Annotated in this window: 19 protein-coding genes; 10 read left to right on the forward strand and 9 right to left on the reverse strand. The window is 69.6% G+C overall.

All coding sequences use genetic code 11. The features are described 5' to 3' along the window. Nucleotides 1-120 precede the first annotated feature (120 nt). A complete protein-coding gene (locus BQ8420_RS29150; RefSeq protein ID WP_235006557.1) occupies nucleotides 121-720 on the forward strand; it encodes a bifunctional 2-polyprenyl-6-hydroxyphenol methylase/3-demethylubiquinol 3-O-methyltransferase UbiG in 600 nt (199 codons plus the stop codon). A 36-nt stretch (nucleotides 721-756) separates the two neighbouring features. Here the strand turns inward: BQ8420_RS29150 and BQ8420_RS29155 are convergent, their stop codons facing one another. From BQ8420_RS29155 to BQ8420_RS29170, 3 genes are all read right to left on the reverse strand, one after another. Next, nucleotides 757-939 (reverse strand): DUF397 domain-containing protein, encoded by a 183-nt coding sequence (locus BQ8420_RS29155; RefSeq protein ID WP_087103392.1) that lies wholly within the window; start codon nucleotides 937-939, stop codon nucleotides 757-759. Nucleotides 940-1378: 439 nt separating this feature from the next. After that, nucleotides 1379-1567 carry a hypothetical protein gene (locus BQ8420_RS29165; protein WP_200816143.1) on the reverse strand — a complete coding sequence of 63 codons (189 nt, stop codon included), beginning with the start codon at nucleotides 1565-1567 and terminating at the stop codon, nucleotides 1379-1381. Between the two features lie 209 nt (nucleotides 1568-1776). Further along, the gene (locus BQ8420_RS29170) at nucleotides 1777-2298 is read right to left on the reverse strand and encodes a YbaK/EbsC family protein (RefSeq protein WP_087103395.1); all 522 of its coding nucleotides are present in this window, start codon (nucleotides 2296-2298) and stop codon (nucleotides 1777-1779) included. A gap of 126 nt (nucleotides 2299-2424) precedes the next feature. On the opposite strand from BQ8420_RS29170, the gene BQ8420_RS32105 reads away from it, so the two are divergent. Then, nucleotides 2425-4125, forward strand: a complete 1701-nt coding sequence (locus BQ8420_RS32105) for a DUF2207 domain-containing protein (RefSeq protein WP_087103362.1) — start codon at nucleotides 2425-2427, stop codon at nucleotides 4123-4125. Nucleotide 4126: 1 nt separating this feature from the next. On the opposite strand, the gene BQ8420_RS29180 is transcribed toward BQ8420_RS32105, so the two are convergent. Next, nucleotides 4127-5134 (reverse strand): ADP-ribosylglycohydrolase family protein, encoded by a 1008-nt coding sequence (locus BQ8420_RS29180; protein ID WP_235006558.1) that lies wholly within the window; start codon nucleotides 5132-5134, stop codon nucleotides 4127-4129. A gap of 117 nt (nucleotides 5135-5251) precedes the next feature. Here BQ8420_RS29180 and BQ8420_RS29185 point away from each other — a divergent pair, with 117 nt between their 5' ends. From BQ8420_RS29185 to BQ8420_RS29215, 7 genes are all read left to right on the forward strand, one after another. After that, entirely contained in the window at nucleotides 5252-7009 is a 1758-nt protein-coding gene (locus BQ8420_RS29185; protein WP_087103364.1) for a PASTA domain-containing protein, read from the forward strand. Between the two features lie 188 nt (nucleotides 7010-7197). Beyond that, complete coding sequence (locus tag BQ8420_RS29190) at nucleotides 7198-8373, forward strand: substrate-binding domain-containing protein (RefSeq protein ID WP_087103366.1); 1176 nt, start codon at nucleotides 7198-7200, stop codon at nucleotides 8371-8373. 2 nt (nucleotides 8374-8375) lie between these two features. After that, complete coding sequence (locus tag BQ8420_RS29195; RefSeq protein ID WP_087103368.1) at nucleotides 8376-9191, forward strand: ABC transporter ATP-binding protein; 816 nt, start codon at nucleotides 8376-8378, stop codon at nucleotides 9189-9191. Beyond that, the gene (locus BQ8420_RS29200) at nucleotides 9188-9937 is read left to right on the forward strand and encodes an ABC transporter ATP-binding protein (RefSeq protein ID WP_087103371.1); all 750 of its coding nucleotides are present in this window, start codon (nucleotides 9188-9190) and stop codon (nucleotides 9935-9937) included. Before BQ8420_RS29195 ends, BQ8420_RS29200 begins: the two co-directional genes overlap by 4 nt. After that, entirely contained in the window at nucleotides 9934-10833 is a 900-nt protein-coding gene (locus BQ8420_RS29205) for a branched-chain amino acid ABC transporter permease (RefSeq protein ID WP_087103373.1), read from the forward strand. Before BQ8420_RS29200 ends, BQ8420_RS29205 begins: the two co-directional genes overlap by 4 nt. Then, entirely contained in the window at nucleotides 10833-11966 is a 1134-nt protein-coding gene (locus BQ8420_RS29210; RefSeq protein ID WP_087103376.1) for a branched-chain amino acid ABC transporter permease, read from the forward strand. The genes BQ8420_RS29205 and BQ8420_RS29210 overlap by 1 nt, the downstream gene beginning before the upstream one ends. Then, nucleotides 11963-12865, forward strand: coding sequence for an alpha/beta fold hydrolase (locus BQ8420_RS29215; RefSeq protein ID WP_200816144.1), 903 nt, complete (start codon nucleotides 11963-11965; stop codon nucleotides 12863-12865). The genes BQ8420_RS29210 and BQ8420_RS29215 overlap by 4 nt, the downstream gene beginning before the upstream one ends. On the opposite strand, the gene BQ8420_RS29220 is transcribed toward BQ8420_RS29215, so the two are convergent. Both BQ8420_RS29220 and BQ8420_RS29225 read right to left on the reverse strand, forming a co-directional pair. Continuing rightward, complete coding sequence (locus tag BQ8420_RS29220; RefSeq protein WP_087103377.1) at nucleotides 12791-14788, reverse strand: GAF domain-containing protein; 1998 nt, start codon at nucleotides 14786-14788, stop codon at nucleotides 12791-12793. The genes BQ8420_RS29215 and BQ8420_RS29220 overlap by 75 nt on opposite strands. Continuing rightward, on the reverse strand, nucleotides 14773-15549 hold the full coding sequence (locus BQ8420_RS29225; protein ID WP_087103379.1) for a 3-hydroxybutyrate dehydrogenase: 777 nt from the start codon (nucleotides 15547-15549) through the stop codon (nucleotides 14773-14775). Before BQ8420_RS29225 ends, BQ8420_RS29220 begins: the two co-directional genes overlap by 16 nt. 230 nt (nucleotides 15550-15779) lie before the next feature. Here BQ8420_RS29225 and BQ8420_RS29230 point away from each other — a divergent pair, with 230 nt between their 5' ends. Continuing rightward, nucleotides 15780-17033 (forward strand): PHB depolymerase family esterase, encoded by a 1254-nt coding sequence (locus tag BQ8420_RS29230; protein ID WP_087103381.1) that lies wholly within the window; start codon nucleotides 15780-15782, stop codon nucleotides 17031-17033. 81 nt (nucleotides 17034-17114) lie between these two features. Here BQ8420_RS29230 and BQ8420_RS29235 read toward each other — a convergent pair whose 3' ends face one another. From BQ8420_RS29235 to BQ8420_RS29245, 3 genes are all read right to left on the reverse strand, one after another. Next, nucleotides 17115-17600: a MarR family winged helix-turn-helix transcriptional regulator gene (locus BQ8420_RS29235; protein ID WP_087103383.1), complete on the reverse strand. Its 486-nt coding sequence runs from the start codon at nucleotides 17598-17600 to the stop codon at nucleotides 17115-17117. Between the two features lie 116 nt (nucleotides 17601-17716). Further along, a complete protein-coding gene (locus BQ8420_RS29240; RefSeq protein WP_087103385.1) occupies nucleotides 17717-19366 on the reverse strand; it encodes an AMP-binding protein in 1650 nt (549 codons plus the stop codon). Between the two features lie 223 nt (nucleotides 19367-19589). Beyond that, nucleotides 19590-20261 (reverse strand): hypothetical protein, encoded by a 672-nt coding sequence (locus tag BQ8420_RS29245; protein WP_087103386.1) that lies wholly within the window; start codon nucleotides 20259-20261, stop codon nucleotides 19590-19592. Nucleotides 20262-20410: the final 149 nt, after the last annotated feature.

The following is a 20410-nucleotide window of genomic DNA, read 5'->3' on the forward strand; positions in this document are numbered from 1 at the left end:
TATTACAGACCGATCGGTCAGTAAATAGGGGCGTGTCTGTGCGAGCGCGCCCCACCAGTGCTTTCCTTAGAAGGTGCGGGTCGCCTTCTCTGTCTTGGGAAGCCGACTTACCGTGGATCCATGACCGACTACGCGCGGATGTACCGTCTTGGTTTCACCCCCTGGGAGCGCTACGGTCCCGCCGCGGGGGCGCAGCTTCGTTCCTGGCTCGAACGCGAGTCCGCAGAACGCGAAAGCCCCGGTCGCGCTCTCGACATCGGTTGCGGACGTGGGCAGTTCACCCCCGAACTCGTCAACCACGGCTGGCAGACCACCGGCGTCGACCTCGTCCCCGCCGCGATCGAGGCCGCCCGCGAGAAGGATCCGGACGGGGCCACCTACGTCGTCGGAGACGCGACCGACCTGGAGTCGGCGGACCTCGGTGGTGAGTTCGAGCTGTTTCTCGACGTCGGTTGCTTCCAGGGCCTCGACGCGAACCAGCGTGCCGCCCAGGGAAGGGGAGTCACGGCGTTGGCTGCTCCTGACGCCACCCTGCTGATGCTCGCCTTCGGCCCATCGATCTATCGGCGCATGGTCGAAGGGGTGTCGCGAGCGGAGGTCGAGGCAGGGTTTCCCGAGTGGGAGCTGGCCGACGTGGAGAACGCTTCCACTGATGGTCTCGGCTGGCCGATGAACCGGACCAACCCCAAGTGGTACCGCTTCCGCCGCCCCACCCGCTGAGGATCCAAGGTGCCCTGATCCCTGAATGCTCGTCCACTACAGGCGCACGCTGGACACCAGCGCGGCCCACTCCGCAGCGGAGAAGTAGAGGTGACCGTTCTTTCCGTCCTGCGTGTCCCGCACAGCGGCCCCACCAGGAAGGTCGGCGACCTCCACACAGTTGCCAGTGGGCTGGCTGTAGCTGGACTTACGGAAGTGAAGATACGACGGGTTCCCCATGGGCATCGCTGTGCCTCCTGCTCCGGATCGGCTGCGCTCGCACCTGGCAATGCCCTGAAACCCTTGATGTGGAACGGCCCAGTGGGGTCGGGATCGTCTACACAGCCGCCGTATCCCCGGGTACAGTGCGTGCGGGAAAGTCATCAGGACAGAAATCGGCCCCGGTAGCCGGACGGGGCCTTGTGTACGGGCTCTTCGCCGCCCGCCTTCTTCATCTGAGATACACGGCCCGGGGATACGCCCAAGTGCCGGGCGATGTCTTCCTGCCTCATCCCGCCCTGTTGAGCCTCGGTGATGGCTCCCCGGCGGATACGTGAGAGCTCCACACCCTGCCCTTGCAAGCTGGTCATGGCGGCGGAAGCCGCGCGGGCTCGGTCCAGCGGGTCCGGTATGGCTGCGATGTCATGCAATGTCCTTGCCCCCAAGGTGCTTGTCCACCTCACCGGTCAAGAGCGTCGAACATCGACTTCGCGCTCTCGAACTCCTCGGTTCGACCGGTGGCGAGCTGCCCGTCGGCCTCCCGCTCTCCCGATCGCCATTCCGGGTTCCAAAACCACGCCTGGTCCGAAGCGGGTTCGGTCACGCCACGAAGTACGACCTGCCCGTCCTCGCCGGTCCCGTCCCCCATGACTGTCGAGACCCCTTCTGTTGCGGTGTGCTCCTGCAACAACCTAGGGGGCATGCCGCCCCGCTGTAGGCATATCGAGAAGTCGCCGTGTGGCCATGTCGACCTGGCGAAAGAGCGACGTATCGACAAACCAACGCGGCCCGGGTCGAAATCGACCTGGGCCGCGCCTTAACCACAGATGGTTTTGTCGACAAATCGACTGATGGCGACTACCGCGTCAACGACAAGACCTCGGCCCCGGGCAACTCCGCCAGCAGCGGGCCGGGGACCCGCAGCTTGGATCGGCGCAGGCCACTGCCCACGACCACCCAGGGGGTGTCGTGGACGGCCTTGTCCACCAGGACCGGCCAACCCTCCGGCAGCCCGAACGGGGTGATGCCGCCGTACTCCATGCCGGTCATCTCGGTCGCCTCGTCCATCGGGGCGAAGGACGCCTTACGCGCGCCCAGGTGCTTGCGCAGCACCCCGTTGACGTCGGCCCGTTGTGTGGCCAGGACCATGCAGGCGGCGTATTCGATTTCGCCACCCCGCTTGGCCGCCAGCACCACACAGTTGGCGCTGGTGTCCAGGGTCTGCCCGTAGCGCTCGCAGAAGGCCGCCGTGTCCGCGACCTCCGGATCGATCGCCCCGGCACGGACCGACCCGTCGAACCGGGTCACCGCCTTGCGTACCGGCTCGGCCATCAGTTCAGGGTGGTCCAGCGCGGGCACCCACTCGATCCGCTCCGTCATGACCGCTCCCCACTCGCGTTCCGCACCGTGCGGCACCATGATGCCGCACGGCCGGTAGTGGAAAAGGCCGTACCCGGCCAGGGGGCCGTCACATCCGGAGATCGTTCGTCTCCTAAAGTGCACGCCATGGAGCACACCCGATCCACGACCCGCTCCGTCGGGGCGGCCGTTCTGGCCACGGCGTTCGTGGCCCTCCCCTGCGCACCCGCTCACGCCGAAGACTCGCCGCCCCCGGACGACCGGATCACCGAGTACCGCACGGAAGCGATGGTCCACGAGGACGGGACGGTCGACGTCACCGAGACGATCACCTACGACTTCGGTGACGAGGACAGCCCCGGGATCTCCCGGAACATCCCGGTCGTGCTGGACCAGGAGTGGAACCGGGAACGGGTCGTGCGGATCCAGGACCTGGAGGTCTCCAGCCCCACCGGCGCCGAGACCCACCTCGACTTCGCGGGCGTGGAGGGTGAGGACTTCGTCGTGCTCGTCGGTCGGGAGGACGCCCCCGATACCCATGTGAAGGGCGAGCAGACCTACGAGCTCTCCTACACATTGGTGGGATCCCTCCTGGCCGGAGACGGGCACGACGAGTTCTACTGGAACTTCGTCGGGCCCGAGTGGGACGTTCCCATCGAGAACGTTTCGGTCGAGGTGACCGCGCCGGAGATCATCGACTTCTCCTGCTACAGGGGCTTCGACGGTTCCGAGGACCCCTGTACGGAATCCGGCGACGATGGTGGGACGGCTCGGATCGAGGAACCCCGACTCGCGCGGAGCGAGATCGTCACCGGTGCCGTATCCATGCCCAAGGGGGTGGTGGACACCACTGATTCGGTCTGGCAGACCCGGGCGCACTGGGTGGTCGGCCCGTTGGTCATCGGCCTCGCGGTAGTCGTCGTCGCGGTGGTGCCGCTCATGCTCTGGCACCGGACCCGCTCCGACCGGGCGGCCCGTGCCCGCTTCACCGAGATTCCCGAAGGGTTCGGAGCGGCGACCGCGCACGCCGTGCACCGGTCGACGGGCGGGGCCGATTCCCGCGACATCCTCGTCATGCTGACGCAACTGGAGGAACGCGGGCTGGTGGCCTCCGAACCCCACCCGACCACTCCCGGCGACTGGGTCTTCCACCTTCGGACCGAACCCCAGGACCCCAACATGAGCGCGCCCGAGCAGGAGTTGGTCCGCCACCTCTTCGCCGAGGGAACCGGCTTCGACCTCGCCACGCTCGCGGAGTCCCCGCCCCGGAGCCTGTCGGGCGAACTCGGCCGCAAGATGTACGACGAGGGGAACTCCCTGGGACTGCGCTCCCATCCGGTCGTCTACGCCCTGGGCCGTGTCCTGCTCCCGGTCGTGTGCGCGGTCGCCGGAGTCATCATCATGTTCCTCGGCGCCGACTTCCCCGCCCAGGGCGGCGTCTACGTCGGGCTGCTCCTGATCGCGTACGCGGTCGCGTCGATCGCGATCCTGGGCATGGGGTCGTTCAACGCCAAGGGCCGCCGGGTGCGCGAACTGCTCGGTGAGGCCAAGCGGGACACGGTCTCGGGCGGTCCGTTGTCGGTGGCCGGCTCCCCCTCGTGGGAGTTGGCAGTGGGCCTGCCCAGCGAGGAGATCGACCGGCTCGTCGCCTCCGGTCACGGGCACCTGCGGCCAGCCCCGCCGTACTTCCGGGACCACCGCTTCCTCGACCGCTGGGACAAAGGGGTACGGAAGTACACGCACCCCGAGAACACCAGTGGCTCGGGAAGCGGGTTCTCCTCGGGCGGTGGTTTCGGTGGAGGTTCCGCCGGCGGTGGTGGCGGAGGGGGTGGCGGCGGACGCCGCTGACTCAGGCAGGGTGCCGCGTGTGCCGCCGCAGGATCGCCTCGGTGAGTTCACCGAGTCCGGCGGCGCGGTAGCCCGGCCACCCGTGCACCGCATCCAGGTACGAGGCGGGGATGGCCGAACGCCCCCATCTGGCCCCGACCAGCGCCCCGGCGATGGCGGCCACGGTGTCGGTGTCGTCGCCGGCCCGCACCGCCGCCATGACCGGTGCGGCGTACCGGTCGGGCGAGGACTCGTCCACGGGGTTGTGGACGATCGCCGACCACGCGGCTTGCAGGGCCGACACCACGAAGCCGTTGGGCGCGAAGAAGGACGGCGGCTCCTTCTCCGCCTTGTCCAACCGCGCCTCCCAACCCCCGCGCACCGACGGCGGCAACAGGTCCAGTCCGCCGCGCACCCCGTCGTAGGTGCCGTGCACGATCGAGTGTCGGATCGCCTCGCACCACAGCACACAGGCCTGGGCGGCCAACGGGTCGCCGTGGGTGAGCCGGCTGTACCGGGCGGCGCTCTCCGCCAGCCCCTCCCGGTCGTCCAGGTGGGCCAGAGCCAGTGGAGCCGTGCGCATCAGCGAACCGTTGCCCGCGCACCGCTCCCCCTCCTCGAACATCCGCTCGGAACGGCGGGTCATGGCCTCGGCGGCACCACCCCCGTGCTCGGCGAGGGCTCGTTCGGTGTCCTTCAGGATCCGGGCCGTCTGCACACCGATGTCGGAGGCGCCCTCACGGAACCAGGTCAGGAAACTCCGGCCGGTCTGCTCCAAGGCCTCCGGAGATCGGGGTCCGTCGTGATCTCGGAGCGCCTCGGCGATACACACCGCCATCTGGGTGTCGTCGGAATACTCGCCCGGCTCGTACGGTCCCAACCCGCCGCCGACCATCTCGGGTGTCCGATCCTCGGTCAGGCGCGGGGCGAATTCGTAGGGGACACCGAGGGCGTCTCCACAAGCGGCGCCCAGCAGGGTGCCGGCGGCACGGTCGATCACGTCGGGGGAGAACACGGCGGAGGGGATCACGGCACCTCACAGAGGGTGGCGGAAAGCTCGGAAACACCAGACTAGCGCCGGGTGATCGCCCGAATTCGGCCTGATCGAAGACGATATGTGAGGGTTCGGCACCGTACAATCCGACTCATGACCCCCGACCCCCACACCGGTCTCACGCTGCGTGGCCGTGTGCTCATCGGTGACCGTCTTCGAGGAGACGGAACGGTGTCCGTCTACTCCGGTACCGAAGCCGACCAGCCCGTCACGGTGACCCTTCTCGACCCCGAGGTCGCCGCCGACCACGCGAGTATGCAGGCCTTCCTCGGCCGCGCGCGGTCCCTCGCCCGCGTCGACGCCCCCGGTCTGGCCCGGATCCTGGAAGAGGGCGTCGACGACGACCTCGTGTACACGGTCACCGAACACCTCCCCGGCCAGACCGTCGCCCAGGTGCTCGAAGGGGGAGAGCGGGGGCTGCGGTACGCGCCGCACGCCGCCTTGACGATCGTCACCGGCGTGCTCACCGCGCTCAACGAGGCCCACGACCAAGGCGTCGTCCACGGCGGGCTCGGCCCGCGGAGCGTGGTCCTGGACGGCGAGGGCCGGGTGACGGTCACCGGCTTCCGGATGCTCGGCATCGAGGGGGTCACCCCGCGCACCGACGTCCACGCCGTCGGCAGCCTGCTCCACACCCTGCTGACGGGTTCGCACCGGTTCGACGACGACACCGTGCCGTCCCCTTCCTCCTTGGTCCCCGGCCTGTCACCGGAACTGGACCGGCTCGTCGCCGACGCGACCGAGTCCAACCCGAGGAATCGGCCACGCGACGCCGGCCAATACCTCGCCATGGTCGAACAGGTCGCGCGGTCCCTTCCCGGAGCGGACGGCGACGCGGGTCCGGGCACGGAGCCGATCCCGGTGATCGACGCCGAGGCGGAGTCCACGGGGAAACGCCCCGTGCCCCTGTGGCGTCGGGCTCCCTTCCTCGTGATCGCGGGTGTCCTGGCCCTGGTGCTCGTCGCCGCCGGCTGGGCCCTGGCGCCCGACGACACCGCCGAACTTCCCGATCTCGTCGGCTACACCACCGAGATGGCCGAGGTGGAGCTCGAAGCCCTGGAACTGGGGTTGGCGTACTCCTACGACGAGACCTACAGCGACGATGCCCAACCGGGCGAGGTCGCGGCGACCGACCCCGCCTCCGGGGCGGAACTGCGCGAGGGCGACGCGGTCCTACTGTCGTTGTCCATCGGGGCGAGGTACGTGGAGGTGCCCGACGTGGTGGGCGGTACCGAGGCGGAGGCCCGCGACCTCCTGCGGGACACCGGCTTCAGCGAGATCGAGGTGGTCCAGGAACACTCGGCCGACCACGACCCCGGCACCGTCCTGTCCACCACCCCCGAGGTGGGAGAGGACGGCGACCGCGAGGAAGGGATCACTCTCCACGTCAGCGAAGGGGTCATCGTGCCCACCCTGACCGACATGACGCGGGACGAGGCGTCCGCCGCCCTCGAATCACTGGAACTGACCGCCGTCCTGGTGGAGGCGTCCAGCGAGACCGTCACCGAGGGGTGGGTCGCCGCCCAGAACCCGGAACCCGGAACGGTCATCCCCGATGACGGCGAGGTCACCCTCACCGTTTCCACCGGTCCGGAAGAGGTCGAGGAACCGGAGGATGAGGAGACCGAGGACGAGGCGGCCGACCCCGACCCGGAAGAGGACCCGGCCGAGGAGGAACCGGAGGCACCCGCCGAGTGCTCCGCCCAGGCCTGGGACTCGGGCTCCACCTATGACTCCGGTGACCGTGTCCAGTACGAAGGGCGCGTGTACGAGGCCCGACGGTGGACCGTGGCCCTCCCCCCGAACGTCGGCGGTGAGTGGGGCGCCTGGTCCGACCAAGGCCCCTGCTGATCGGTAACGCCCGCACCCCCTCCGAAGGGGACTTCGGCTCTGTGGGCGATCGCTACATCGGTTCGCGACCGAATGTATGCCTTCGCTACATGTGAAACCGATCACCACGGATCTAACTTCGGGATGGCACCCCCCTCCCCCGGTGGGTCGCGCCGCGACCAACGGCGGGTGCCGACTGGAGGAAGAACATGCGAAAGACCCCTCTGGCCGCCGGAGCCCTCGCGGCCACGCTCGCCATGACCGCCTGCGGCAGTCCCGGCGACGCCGCGGGAACCGACGGCGAAGGGCCGATCAAGGTCGGCATCGTCTATTCGTCGACCGGGCCGTTGGCCACCTACGGCGAGCAGTACCGGCAGGGCTTCGAGGCCGGACTCGACCACGCCACCAACGACACCCGGGAGATCGAGGGACGGGAGATCGAGGTCTCCTACCTGGACGACGCCGGCGAACCGGACAAGGCCGTATCCGCGGCCCGCGAACTGATCGGCGAGGGGCACGGCATCATCGCCGGATCCACCGCCTCCGGCATCGCCGTGCAGGTCGCTCCCCTGGCCGAACAGAACGACGTCCTGTTCATCTCCGGAGCCGCCGCCACCGACGCCGTGACCGGGATCAACGACAACACCTTCCGCTCCGGCCGGCAGACCTACCAGGACATCCTCGCCGCCGCCAGCTTCATGGACGACCCCGAGGGCTCCGACGTCGTCGTCTTCGCCCAACAGAACGCCTTCGGTCAGGACAACGTCGGCGCCGCGACCGAGGTGCTCGAAGCCGAGGGCGCCAACGTCGACAGCGTCCTCGCCCCGCCGGACAGCACCGACCTCACCCCCTTCGCCGAGCAGGTCAACCAGGCCGACCCCGACCTCGTCTTCGTCGCCTGGGCGGGCGAGACCGCCTCCGCCATGTGGCAGTCCCTCGACCAGCAGGGCATCCTCGACTCCACCGAGGTCGTCACCGGGCTCGACATCAAACCCTCCTACCCGATCTTCGGTGCGGCGGGCGACCGCATCTCCTTCCTGTCCCACTACTTCGACGGGGCGTCCGAAACCGAGATCGCGCAGATCCTCAAGGAGACCATCGAGGCCGACGGCGGAGAGGTCGACCTGTTCACCCCCGACGGCTTCACCGCCGCACAGATGGTCGTGCGGGCCGCCACCGCCGGCGACGAGACCGCCGACCGCGTCGACGCCCTCTCCGGCTGGACCTTCGACGGCGTCAAGGGCGAACTCCACGTCCGCCCCGAGGACCACGCCCTCATCCAGCCGATGTACCAGGTCGAACTGGTCGGCGAGGGCGACGACGCCCACCCCGAACTCGTCGCGGAGATCCCCGCCGCCGACGTCGAACCCGCGATCGCGGAGTAGCCATGACGACCCACACCCCATCGTCGGGCGCGACCTCCGCGCCCGACGGGGGCGCGACCGCGCCCGGCACCACCACGCCCGTCCTCGCCCTCCAGAACCTGAGCTGGTCCGTGGGCGGCGCCGTCATCGTCGACGACATCACCATGTCCGTCGAGGAAGGCGGGTTCGTGGCCCTCATCGGCCCCAACGGGGCGGGCAAGACCTCCCTGTTCAACCTGATCAGCGGCCTCACCAAGCCCACGGCCGGCACGATCCGGCTCGCGGGTCGGGACATCGGCCGCCACGCGCCCCACCGCAGGGCACGCCTGGGCATGGGCCGCACCTTCCAGACCTCCAGCGTCTTCGGCGACCTCACCGTCGGCGCCAACGTCGGCCTGGCCGTTCAGGCCCGCACGGGGGAGTCCCGCCGCTTCTGGCGTCTGGCCACCCCCGCCGGTGGGGCGGACGCCGCCCGAGTCCTGGACCTGGTCCGACTCTCCCACCGCGTGGACTACCTCGCCGGGGACCTCTCCCACGGCGACAAGCGCAAGCTCGAACTCGCCCTGCTCCTGGCCCGCGGCCCCCGGCTCATCCTCCTCGACGAACCCATGGCCGGGGTCAGCGCCGGTGAGATCGGCGAACTCACCAACGTCATCCAGGACGTGCACCGCGAACAGGGATGCACGGTCCTCATGGTCGAACACCACATGGAGGTGCTCCTCGACATGGCCGACCGACTGGCCGTCATGCATCACGGCGCCCTTCTCACCTACGCCGACCCCGAGACCGCCATGGCCGACCCCGACGTCCAGGCCGCCTACCTCGGAGACGGCGCGTGAGCGCGCCCGTACCGCTCCTGGAAGCGGACGACCTGCACGTGTGGATCGAGGGATCGCACATCCTCCAGGGGGTGTCCTTCGCCGTGCCCGACCACGGCGTCACCTCGGTCCTGGGCCGCAACGGCGTCGGCAAGACCACCACGGTCAAGGCGCTCCTGGGCCTGGTGCCGCGCACCGGCCGGGTCGTCTTCGACGGCGACGACATCACCGAGCGCCCCACCCACGCCATCGTCACCAAGGGCATCGGCTACGTCCCCGAGGAACGCGGGATCTTCGCGGCCCTTACCGTCGCCGAGAACCTGCGCCTGGCCGAACGACGCCCGGGCGAACCGCGCTACGGCCTCGTCCACGACCTCTTCCCGGAACTGAGCAAGAGGGCGAACCAACCGGCGGGCACCCTCTCCGGAGGCCAACAGCAGATGCTCGCCATCGGACGGGCCCTGCTCAACGACAACCGACTGCTCATCGTCGACGAACCGACCAAGGGCCTGGCGCCCCGGATCGTCCGTGAGGTCGCCGACGCCGTCGCCACCGCCGCCGAAAGCGTCCCCGTGCTGCTCGTGGAACAGAACCTCTCCCTGGTCCGCCGGGTCGCCGACCAGGCCGTGGTGATCGACGCCGGACACGTCATCCACACCGGTTCCGCGTCGGAGCTCCTCGACGACGCCGACCGCGTCCGCTCCCTCCTCGGCGTGGCACGGACCGCCACCGACGAACCCACCGAGAGCCGGGTGGACACCACATGAGCACCGTCGTACTCCTCATCGTCACCGGGCTCGGACTCGGCGCCCTGTACTTCCTCATCGCCTCGGGCCTGTCCCTGATCTTCGGCCTGATGGACGTCCTCAACTTCGCTCACGGCGCGTTTCTGGCGATCGGCGCCTACGGCACCTGGTGGGCCGCCGAAAACCTGCCCGGAGCCGGACCGGCCGGGGTGGGATTCCTGCTCGCCATGGTCTTCGGCGTGGCGGCCGGAACGCTCGCCGCGGTCCTGGTCGAACTGTGCGTCATCCGTCCGCTGTACGGCAGACACCGCGAACAGATCCTCGCCACCGTCGGCCTGAGCCTGGCCGTCCCCGCCCTCATCCAGGCGATCTGGGGCGCCGACCCGCACACCTTCCCCAAGCCGGAACTGGTGTCGGGCACGCTCCCGCTGCTGGGCGTCAACGTGCCCAAGGACCGCTACCTGCTGATCCTCGCCGCGATCGTGGTGTTCGTCGCCCTGTGGCTGTTCAACTCCCGCACCCGCTACGGGCTCATCGTCCGCGCCGGCGTGCAGGACCGCGCCATGGTCACCGCCCTCGGCATCGACGTGCGCAAGTCGTTCACCCTGGTGTTCGCGATCGGCGGGGCCGCCGCCGCGTTGGCCGGATCCCTGGGCGGCCTCTACTTCGGCGTGGTCACGCCCACCCAGGGGATGTCGCTGCTGATCTTCGCGTTCATCGTGGTCGTGATCGGTGGCACCACCTCGCTGACCGGCTGCGCGATCGCCTCGGTGACCGTCGGCCTCATCCAGCAGTTCGCCAACTACTACACCGTCGCGGGCCTCGGCGACATCGCCGTGGTCGCCGTGCTGGCCGCGGTCCTGCTCACCAGACAGGGCGGTCTGACCGGGAAGAAGTCCGCGGAGAGGGTGGCCTGATGACCGACACCGACACGACCGTCCGCGAGAGCACCGGTTCCCCGAAGCGGACCGACATCTCCGACGTGCGTCGACGCCGCTCCCTGCCCTGGTGGGCGGTGCCCGCCGTGGTCCTCGTGGTGGCGCTGGCCCTGCCCTTCTCCACGCTCTACATCCCCGGGCTGTTCGAGGGCGCCCTCAACAGCCCTTCCACCCTGCACCTGCTCGCCCTGTGCCTGGTCTTCGGTGGTCTGGCCACCAGCTACGACCTGCTCTACGGGCGGGTGGGGCTGCTCTCCTTCGGACACGCCCTCTACTTCGCCTGCGGCGCCTACGTCGCGGCCCTGCTCATGTCGGTCCTGGATCTGCCACTGCTGTGGGCGGCGGTGATCGCGGTGACCGGCGGGACCCTCCTGGCCCTGCTGCTCGGCGCGGTTTCGCTGCGGGTCAACGGCATCGCGCTGGCCATGGTCACCCTCGCCTTCGCCGAGGCCGGATCCATCCTCATCTCCCGCGACCCCGGCCGCTGGACCGGCGGTGAGGAAGGGCTCTCCCTCAGCGCCGAGGCCGTACCCGACGCGTTCGTGGGCGTGGTCAACACCGTCAACCTGTACTGGGTGGCCGTCGGCTACCTGGTCGTGGTCCTGGCCGTGGTGTGGTGGCTGGGCGCCTCGCCCGTGGGACGGGTCTGGCAGGGCATCCGCGCGAACGAACAACGCGTGGCGGTCCTGGGCATCAACCCCTACCCCTACAAGCTGGTGGCGTTCACCGTCGGCGGTGGCCTGGCCTCCCTCGGCGGTGTGGCCTACCTTTTGGTCAACGGAGGGGTCACCCCCGGCATCACCACCGCCGAGTTCACCCTCACCCTCCTGGTGATGGTCGCGCTGGGCGGCGCGGGCACCCGATGGGGTCCTCTCCTCGGCGCGGCCCTGTACACCTACGCCGAGCACCGACTCCTCCAGTCGGGAGGGGCCTTCGAAGCCCTGCCCGCCTGGATCGGCGCCCCGCTCTCCCAGCCACTGTTCATCCTCGGCACGCTCTTCGTCCTGATGGTCTTCTTCTTCCCCGGTGGCCTCGTCGCCCTCCCGGGGAGGATCAGGGCGGCCGTCCGGGACCGGCGCACCGAACGCACACGAAAGGCGGACCCGGCGTGACCACACCCTCCCGCATCGACGGGGACGAGCACACCGTCCCCGTCGTCGGGGGCGACCTGGCCGTGACGACCTGGGGCTCCGGCCCCGGGGTCCCGGTCCTGGCCGTCCACGGCATCACCGCCAACGGCTACTCCTTCGCCCGCACCGCGGCCGAACTCGCGGTGCGCGGGGGACCACCCCTCCTCGCCCCGGACCTGCGGGGGCGGGGCGCCAGCGGGCACCTGCCCGGACCACACGGTCTGGCCGCCCACACCGACGACCTCATCGCCGTACTCGACGGCTTCGGGGTGCGACGGACGGTGGTCGTCGGCCACTCCATGGGCGCGTTCGTCGCCGCGATGCTGGCCGTACGCCGCCCCGACCGGGTGGCCGGGCTGCTCCTGGTGGACGGTGGGTTCGGCCTGCCCGTGCCGCCCGACACCGACATCGAGGCCGTCATCGGCCCGGCGATGGCACGCCTGCGCATGACCTTCGAGTCCCCCGACGCCTACCGGGACTTCTGGAGGGAGCACCCGGCCTTCGTCGGACGCTGGAACGACTGGGTGGACGACTACGTCCTGCGCGACCTCGTCGGCGAACCACCACGACAACGCTCCGCCTGCGACGAGACGGCCGTACGGGTCGACGGCGCCCAGATCGTGGCCGATCAGGAGGCCCTCGGCGCGATCCATCGTCTGCCCTGCCCGGCCCACCTGCTGTGGACCGCGCGCGGCCTCATGGACGAGAGCCCCGGCCTGTACACGTCCGAACGGCTCGCCGGGCTTCCTGAATCGGTGCGCACCACGGAGTTGCCCGACGACAATCACTACAGTCCGCTGTTCTCCTCAACCGCCGCCCTGGTCGCCGAGCAGATCCACACCCTTGTCGAGGAGACCGTGCAGGTGCAGGGCGAGTTGTAGCTCCAACGCGCGGTCGGGGCGCTGCCAGTCCGTTCCGATCAGCTGCCCGATCCGCTCCAGGCGCTGCGCCACCGTGTTCACGTGGATGTGCAGGTCGTCCTTGGCGCGGGACAGGTTGCCCCCGGCCGCGAAATAGGCCCGCAGGGTCCCCACCAGCAGGGTGCTCCGTCGCTCGTCGTACTCCAACAGCGGTCCCAGGGTCGCGGAGACGAATCCGGACACGTCCCGGTTCTGGCCCAGCAGCAGACCGGAGAACCCCAGGTCCTCGATGGTGGCGGAGTCACCCTCACGGCCCAACGCCCGCAGTGTCTGTAGGCAACGGACCGCTTCGGTGAAAGCGTCGCGGAACGTTCCGAGTCCTTCGGTGGGGCCCGCCAGACCGGCCGTCACCGGCCCGTTGGCGGCGGTGGACAGCTCCGCGCGCACCCGCCGGCCCGCCTCGGCCGGATCCGACCCCGGAAGCGCCAACACCAGTCGACCACCCCGACTCGTCGCCAGACCTCCCGTGGTCTCGGCGACGAACGACGCCGCCGACCGCAACCTCTGCGGATCCGCGCCCACCGACTCGGCCACCACCAGCACGTGCGGTGCGTCCAGGTCGGCCCGCAACAGCGCCGCCCGCTGACGCAACGACACCGGGTCGCGCGCGGGCACCTCCAACAGCTCGTTGAGCAGGTCGCCGCGGATCCGATGCTCGGTCTCGCTCACCGAACGTCGGATCAGCAACAGCAGAGCCGTCACCATGGCGGCCCGTTCCAACACCCGTTGATCCGTATCGTCCAACCGCACACCGCGCAGCACCAACGTGCCCAAGGGTTCGCCGCCCGCCGCCGCGGCCGCCACCCAGGTGTCGTCCACGGCCACCGCGCGGCCACTCGCCAAGGAGGAACGCACCGCACCGGCCACCTCGGCGTCCCCCTCCGACAACGGATCACCCCCGGGGGAGGGATCGTTCACCTCGCCCGAAGGCGAGGCGGTCACCGACACCTCCGAGGTCCGGTCGTGGATACGCACCGAACCTCCCAACACCTCCGCGACCGCGGCCGCGACCTCGCGCACCCCGCCACCACCCAGAACCAGGTCGGTGAACCTGTCGTGCGCCGCGGCCGAACGCTCCACCGACGCGGTGTGCCGCTGCAACCTCTCGTTGACCGTGTGCAGCTCGTCCAGGGCCCGCCGGGTGTCATCGATCAGGTTCGCGTTGTCGATCGCGATCGCCGCGTGGGTGGCCAGCGACGACAGCAACGCCACCTCGGAGTGTGCGAAGGGCCGCTCCCGCCGGTTCGCGGCGAACAACACCCCCACACCGCGCCCGTTCATCTTCAACGGCACGCCCAGGATCGCCACCAGGCCCTCCTCACGCACCGCGTGGTCGATGTTCTCCGCGTGCTCGAACCGGGGGTCGGTGAAGTAGTTCGCGGTCACGTACGGAAGCCCGGTGGTGGCCACCAGACCGCCCAACCCCTTGCCCGGGGCCAGCCGCACCTGCTGGAAGACGGCCGACACCGAACCCGAGGTCACCCGCATGTAGGTGTCCCCCGCCTCCGCGTCGCTCAGGGTCAGATAGGCCACGTCCGTGCTCAACAGGTGCCGGGCCCGTTCCACGATCGCCTGGAGGACCTGGTCCAGGCTGCGCATCCCCGCCAGGTCGTTGGCCGTCTCGAACAGCGCGCTCAACTCGGACTCGCGTCGTTGCCGGTCACGCAGTACCGACCGCACCCGCAGCGCCGCGAGTTTGGCCTCCTCCAACGCCGCGACCGTGTTCGCGTCGGCACCGCCCGAACGCGCGCGAAGCACCGGCCGCTCGTACTCCACGGCCGGTGCGTCACGCAGCAGCAGATCCAGGAAGAACGCCTGGTGCCCGGCGTCCGCCGCGCCGTCCCCGCGAGGGGGTTCCGGGATCGTGTTCAGCTCGCGCTCCAAGCTCCGTCGACGGGGAGCGACGCTCCGTTGATGAACGAGGCGTCGTCACTGCACAAGTAGGCGACCAGTTCGGCCACCTCCGAGGGTTCGATCAGGCGTTTGACGGGTGTACGGGCCAACAGCACCTCGGACAGCACACGTTCCTCAGGGATGTCGTGCGCCGTGGCCTGGTCGGCGATCTGCTTCTCCACCAGGGCGGTCCGCACGTAACCGGGGTTGACGCAGTTCGACGTCACACCCTGGCCGGCGCCCTCCAGTGCGATCACCTTGGAGAGGCCTTCGAGGCCGTGCTTGGCCGCGACGTAGGCCGACTTGTACGCGGAGGCGCGCAACCCGTGCACGGACGAGATGTTGACGACCCGGCCCCAACCGCGCTCGTACATGTGGGGCAGCGCTCCCCGCACCACACGGAACGGCGCCTCCAACATGACCCGCAGGATCAGGGAGAAGCGATCCGGGGGGAAGTCCTGCACGGGCGCGACCGTCTGCACACCGGCGTTGTTGACCACGATGTCCGCGCCACGCCCCGCCTCCTCCGCGGAGTCCAGGTCGGTCAGGTCCAGTTCGACGGCCTCGCCCACGCCCTCCTCCACCAGGGCGGCGAGCGCGGGACCGTCGACGTCGACCAGGTACACGGAGGCTCCTGCGGTGGACAGGCGGCGGGCACAGGCCAGGCCGATACCACTGGCGGCGCCGGTCACCAGCGCGGTCCTGCCGGTGAGGTCGACCTGGACGGTGTGGGGGGAAACCTCTGTCGTCATGTCAGCAAACTAGAGCGGGGCGGGACCACGGGGGATAGCTGCGATGAACACACCCTCGGGATGGGACATGTGGCGATGCGCCATGGGCGAGGTGTCTCCTGTGGGGTTCACACCCGAACAGCCTAGGTGATCGGGGTCTCGCGCACATGTTGTCCACGTCACAACGAACTTAGGCTTCGAGCCAGGGTTCGGCCGAACCACCCCCGCTGATCGACCCCTCGGAGCAGTACATGCACCCCCAGAGCAGCCCACCTCCATCAGCCCTCGCCCGGTACCTGTCACCGATCGTCGCACTGGCCGCGACCTTCCTGCTGGTCGCCGCCACGATCATCGTCCTGGCCCCGCGCGCTTCCGCCGCCACCCTGGACCCGGTGCCCTCCTTCGGTACCGACCCCGGCAACCTCGCCATGTACGAGTACGTTCCCGACGACCTCCCCGCGGGGGCTCCGGTGGTCGTACTCCTGCACGGCTGCGCCCAGGACGCCGCCGCCTATCACCAGCACTCCGGCTGGGCGGAACAGGCCGACGCCTCCGGGATCGCCCTCGTCTACGCCCAACAGAACAGCGGCAACAACGCCACGAGCTGCTTCAACTGGTTCGAACCCACCGACGTGGCCCGCGACTCCGGTGAGGCGCGGTCCATCCGCTCGATGGTGGAACACGCCGTGGACACGCACGAGCTGGACCCCGGCCGCGTGTACGTCTCCGGGCTGTCCGCCGGCGGTGCCATGGCCGCCGAACTCCTCGCCGCCTACCCGGACCTGTTCGCCGGCGGAAGCATCGTCGCGGGTATCCCCGTCGGCTGCGCCACCGGCATGATCGACGCCTTCACCTGTATGAACCCCGGTAAGGACCGGACACCCGAACAGTGGGGGAACGAGGTCCGCGCCAAGCTGCCGGACGGGGCCGACCTGCCCAGGGTCGCCGTCTGGCACGGCACTTCCGACACCACCGTCGCCCCCGCCAACGGAGACGCCTCGGTGGCCCAGTGGCTGAACGCCGGCGGAGCGCCCACCGAGCCGGACGCCACCGAGCAGTTGCCCGGGTCCACCACGGCGTCGTACTACGGGGGCGGTCCCGACGACGCGGCCGTCGCCCACTACTCCGTATCCGGCCTGGGACACGGAACCCCGGTCGACCCCGGATCGGACTGTGGCACCGCCGGCGCCTACTTCCTCGCCTCGGTCTGCTCCACCGGGTACACGGCACAGTTCTGGGGGATCGACGGCGGGAGCGGCCCCACGGACCCGCCCACCGAGGAACCCACCGATCCGCCGACGGAGGAGCCCACGGACCCGCCTTCGGGTGAGTGCGTCACCGCGAGCAACTACGCCCACGTGGCCGAGGGACGCGCGGTGCACCGCTCCGGTACGGCCTACGCGGTCGGCTCCGACGCCCCGCTCGGCCTGTGGAACCTGGCCGTCACGACCTCCCTCACCGAAACCTCACCGGACTATTGGGAGCACACCGTCGACGGTTGTTGACCGAACCGTCCGGGGCGAGCGGAGGATGGGCACGACCCCCGTTGTGCCCATCCTCCGTTCCTCCCCCATCGCGCTCCGCCGTCAGGTCTCCTCGGCGACGCGGGCCTCACCCGCGAGCACGTTGGCGGTCAGTCGGCGCAGCGCGAGTCTGGTGGCCTCGAATTCCTCGTCCGGCAGGTCGATCACCCGGCCGATCGCCTCGGGTACGCCCCGGGCACGGGCGCGCAGGGCGCGACCCTCGTCGGTGGGGGCGACCCGCACCGAACGCTCATCTTCGGGGTCACGGTTCCGATGGAGCAGCCCGTTGGTCTCCAGGCGCTTGAGCAGCGGCGTGAGGGTTCCGTAGTCGAGCTGGAGCACCGCACCGATCTCCTTGACCGAACACTCCCCCCGTTCCCACAGCAGCATCATCACGAGGTACTGCGGGTAGGTCAGACCGAGCGGATCGAGCAGCGGGCGGTACAGATTGGTGACAGCGCGGGACGCCGCGTACAGCGCGAAGCACATCTGCTCGTCGACTGGCGGGAGTTCGAAGTCGCCCCTGGGGGCGGGGGTTCGGTCGGTCATCGTTCAATATCGTAGTAACCACGCGCCCGATGTCAAAGCCCACAATTGCCTTGTGCACAAGTAAAAAGCGGGCGCCGATGCGCGTCCGCGCACCGACGCCCCACCTACAGGAGCGCTCAGGCCCCCTCGGTGCGACGAGTGCTCTTGGGAAGCCGTCGCTTGAGCACCTTCCCGGTGGCGTTGCGCGGCAGCTCCTCCAACACCATCACGTCACGAGGGACGGAGAAGCGTCCCACCAGCTCTCGCACGTGCAGCCGGACCTCGTTCGGATCCACCGACCGCCCTTCGTAGGGCACCACGTACGCCGCGAATCGATGCCCGAACTCCTCGTCCGGCACACCCGTCACCACGACCTCGCGCACCGCGGGAAGCGTCACGATCGCCTCCTCCACGGGCCGAGGAAACACGTTCTCACCACCCGAGACGATCATGTCGTCGTCACGCCCGGCCACGTGCAACAACCCGTGCGCGTCCACGTGACCCCGGTCGCCGGTCTCCATCAGACCATCGGCCACCCGCTTGTGCTTCCCGTTCGTGTACCCGTCGAAGAGCATGTCGTTGCCGACGAAGATCGAGCCCTTGGACCCTTGGGGAACCTCTTGGCCCCGCTCGTCCAGGATCGCGATCCGTGTACCGAGCGGAGGCCGACCAGCGGTGGTCGGCGCCGACCGCAGCTCCTCCGGGGTCGCGATGGTCGCCCACGACACCTCGGTCGACCCGTACAGGTTGTAGACGACGTCCCCGAACGCGTCCATGAAGTCGCTGATCAGCTGCGGGCTCATCGCCGAACCACTGCACGCCACGATCCGCAGCGACGAGGTGTCGTACTTCTCCCGGGTCGACCGGGGCAGGTCCATGATCCGCCGAAGCATCACCGGGACCGCGAACAACGCCGTGCACCGCTGCTCCTGAACGGTCCGCAACACGTCCTCCGGCTCGAACAACCGGCGCATCACCAGGGTCGACCGCATCGACATGCCCAACTGGACACCGGCCAGCCCCCAGGTGTGGAAGATCGGTGCCGACACCAGGATCCGGTCCTTGGAGTTCAACGGGATACGCGACAGCACCGAGGCCGCGTCCTGCGGTCCCTTCGGCGTCGGCCGCCGCGCGCCCTTCGGGGACCCCGTGGTCCCCGACGTCAGCACGATCAACCGTCCCGGCCTCTCGGGCGGAGCGGGATCGGGCACGGTCGGCTCCACGGCCTCGGTCGGAATCCGTGGGCCCGGCTCGGTGGTCTCTCCCCACGACGTCACACGCGGGATCTCCGGCGCCAACCCCTTGTACAACTCCTCGAAGTCCGAGTCCGCGATGAGCAACGACACCTCGTTGCGTTCGATCACGTCCAGCAACGGGCCGGCGGCCAACCCGGTGTTCAACAGGACCGCGTCGGCGCCCAGACGGCCACAGGCCACCGCCGCCTGCACCATTCCGGCATGGTTGCGACACAGGATCCCCACCCGGGATCCGGGACGCACCCCCAGATGGTCCAACTCGTGGACGAGTCGCCTGGCGAGTCGGTTCATCTGCCCGAACGTCGTCACCCCGGAGTCGTCGACCACGGAGACCTGGTCCGGAACACGCTCGCCGGCGGCCGCGTAACCGCCCGCGATGGTCGCTCCCCAGGTCTTGAGCTGACGTAGCTGGCGGGCGATCCTGTCCGGGCGGCCGGTGGAGAAGACCCCGGCCCTGACGAGTACGGACACCACCTTGAGGGTGTGTTTCAGCTTGGACCTGGTGGGCGGGCTACCGGCTGAGGATGCCATTCGGTCTCCGGGGGGGTGTACGGGGACGGGCGAAGCGATCCGCGCCCTCCACGGAGCCTTCGCCTCGTGACTCCACGGAGTACTGCGAAGGTAGGCGAGATGGTCGAAGGGTTTCTTCGTCGTCGAGTGAGTGGTTACCGGCGCGTAGTCATCACCGGGTGAGTCCTCGGGACCTCGCGGAAGGGCCCCGGGGAGAGCCGGCTCTCCCCGGGGCCCGCGATCATCAGCCGGTCACGGTGATCGGCGTCGTCGGGTCGTCGACGTTGGTCACCTCGTAGGTGGCGGTGAACGCGGCCTCATCGCCGCTGGGGCAGACGGCGTCACCCTCCACCACGACCGGGGCCACGGTGTCGAAGTCCAACGTGGACGCGGCGTCGCCGTTGGTCCAGGTGCCGCCGATGGCGACGTCGGCGTCCGGGCTCACCGTGGCGGTGCACGAGGCGAGACCGCTCGTGGTCACCACGATGCCGCCCGCCGGGACCAGCATCGTCCCGGTGGAGGGCTCTCCGTGCTGCATCGCCATTTCCCACGTCGGGTCGGCGACGGTGACCTCGGCTTCGACGAGCGGCATGTTCGTCTCGCAGTCGTCGAAGCCGGGTGCGGCGATGGTGCCGGTGACCGGACCGGCGGGGTTGTGGTTGTCCGGTGCCTCGGGGACCAGGTTGGTGCCGTCCTCGGGGGAGGAGACGGAAACCGAGCAGGTGATGATCGTGCCACCCGCGTCGAAGGACGCGGAACCGGTCATGGCCGCCTCGAAGGCGGCGCCGGCGGGCTCGACCGTGGTCGGTCCCTCCTGCGCGGCGAAGGCGGGTGCGCCCCAGGCCAGGGCGAGAACCCCGGCGGAGCAGGCGGCGAGAGCGATGGAGCTGCGGGATCTCGGTTGCGGAACCGACATGAGTACTCCTTCTGAGTGACGGCCGGACGGCACGTTCAGTGGACGTCCGGCGACAGTGAGTGAAGTTCGCGCCGACGTAGGTAGAGGGAACTTTCCGGTGGACGACCGGGGACGGGCCGGCGGGGCGGGCGGGCCATGCGTCCCTGGGG

It is taken from the genome of Nocardiopsis sp. JB363 (genome assembly GCF_900143625.1).
GTDB lineage: Bacteria > Actinomycetota > Actinomycetes > Streptosporangiales > Streptosporangiaceae > Nocardiopsis.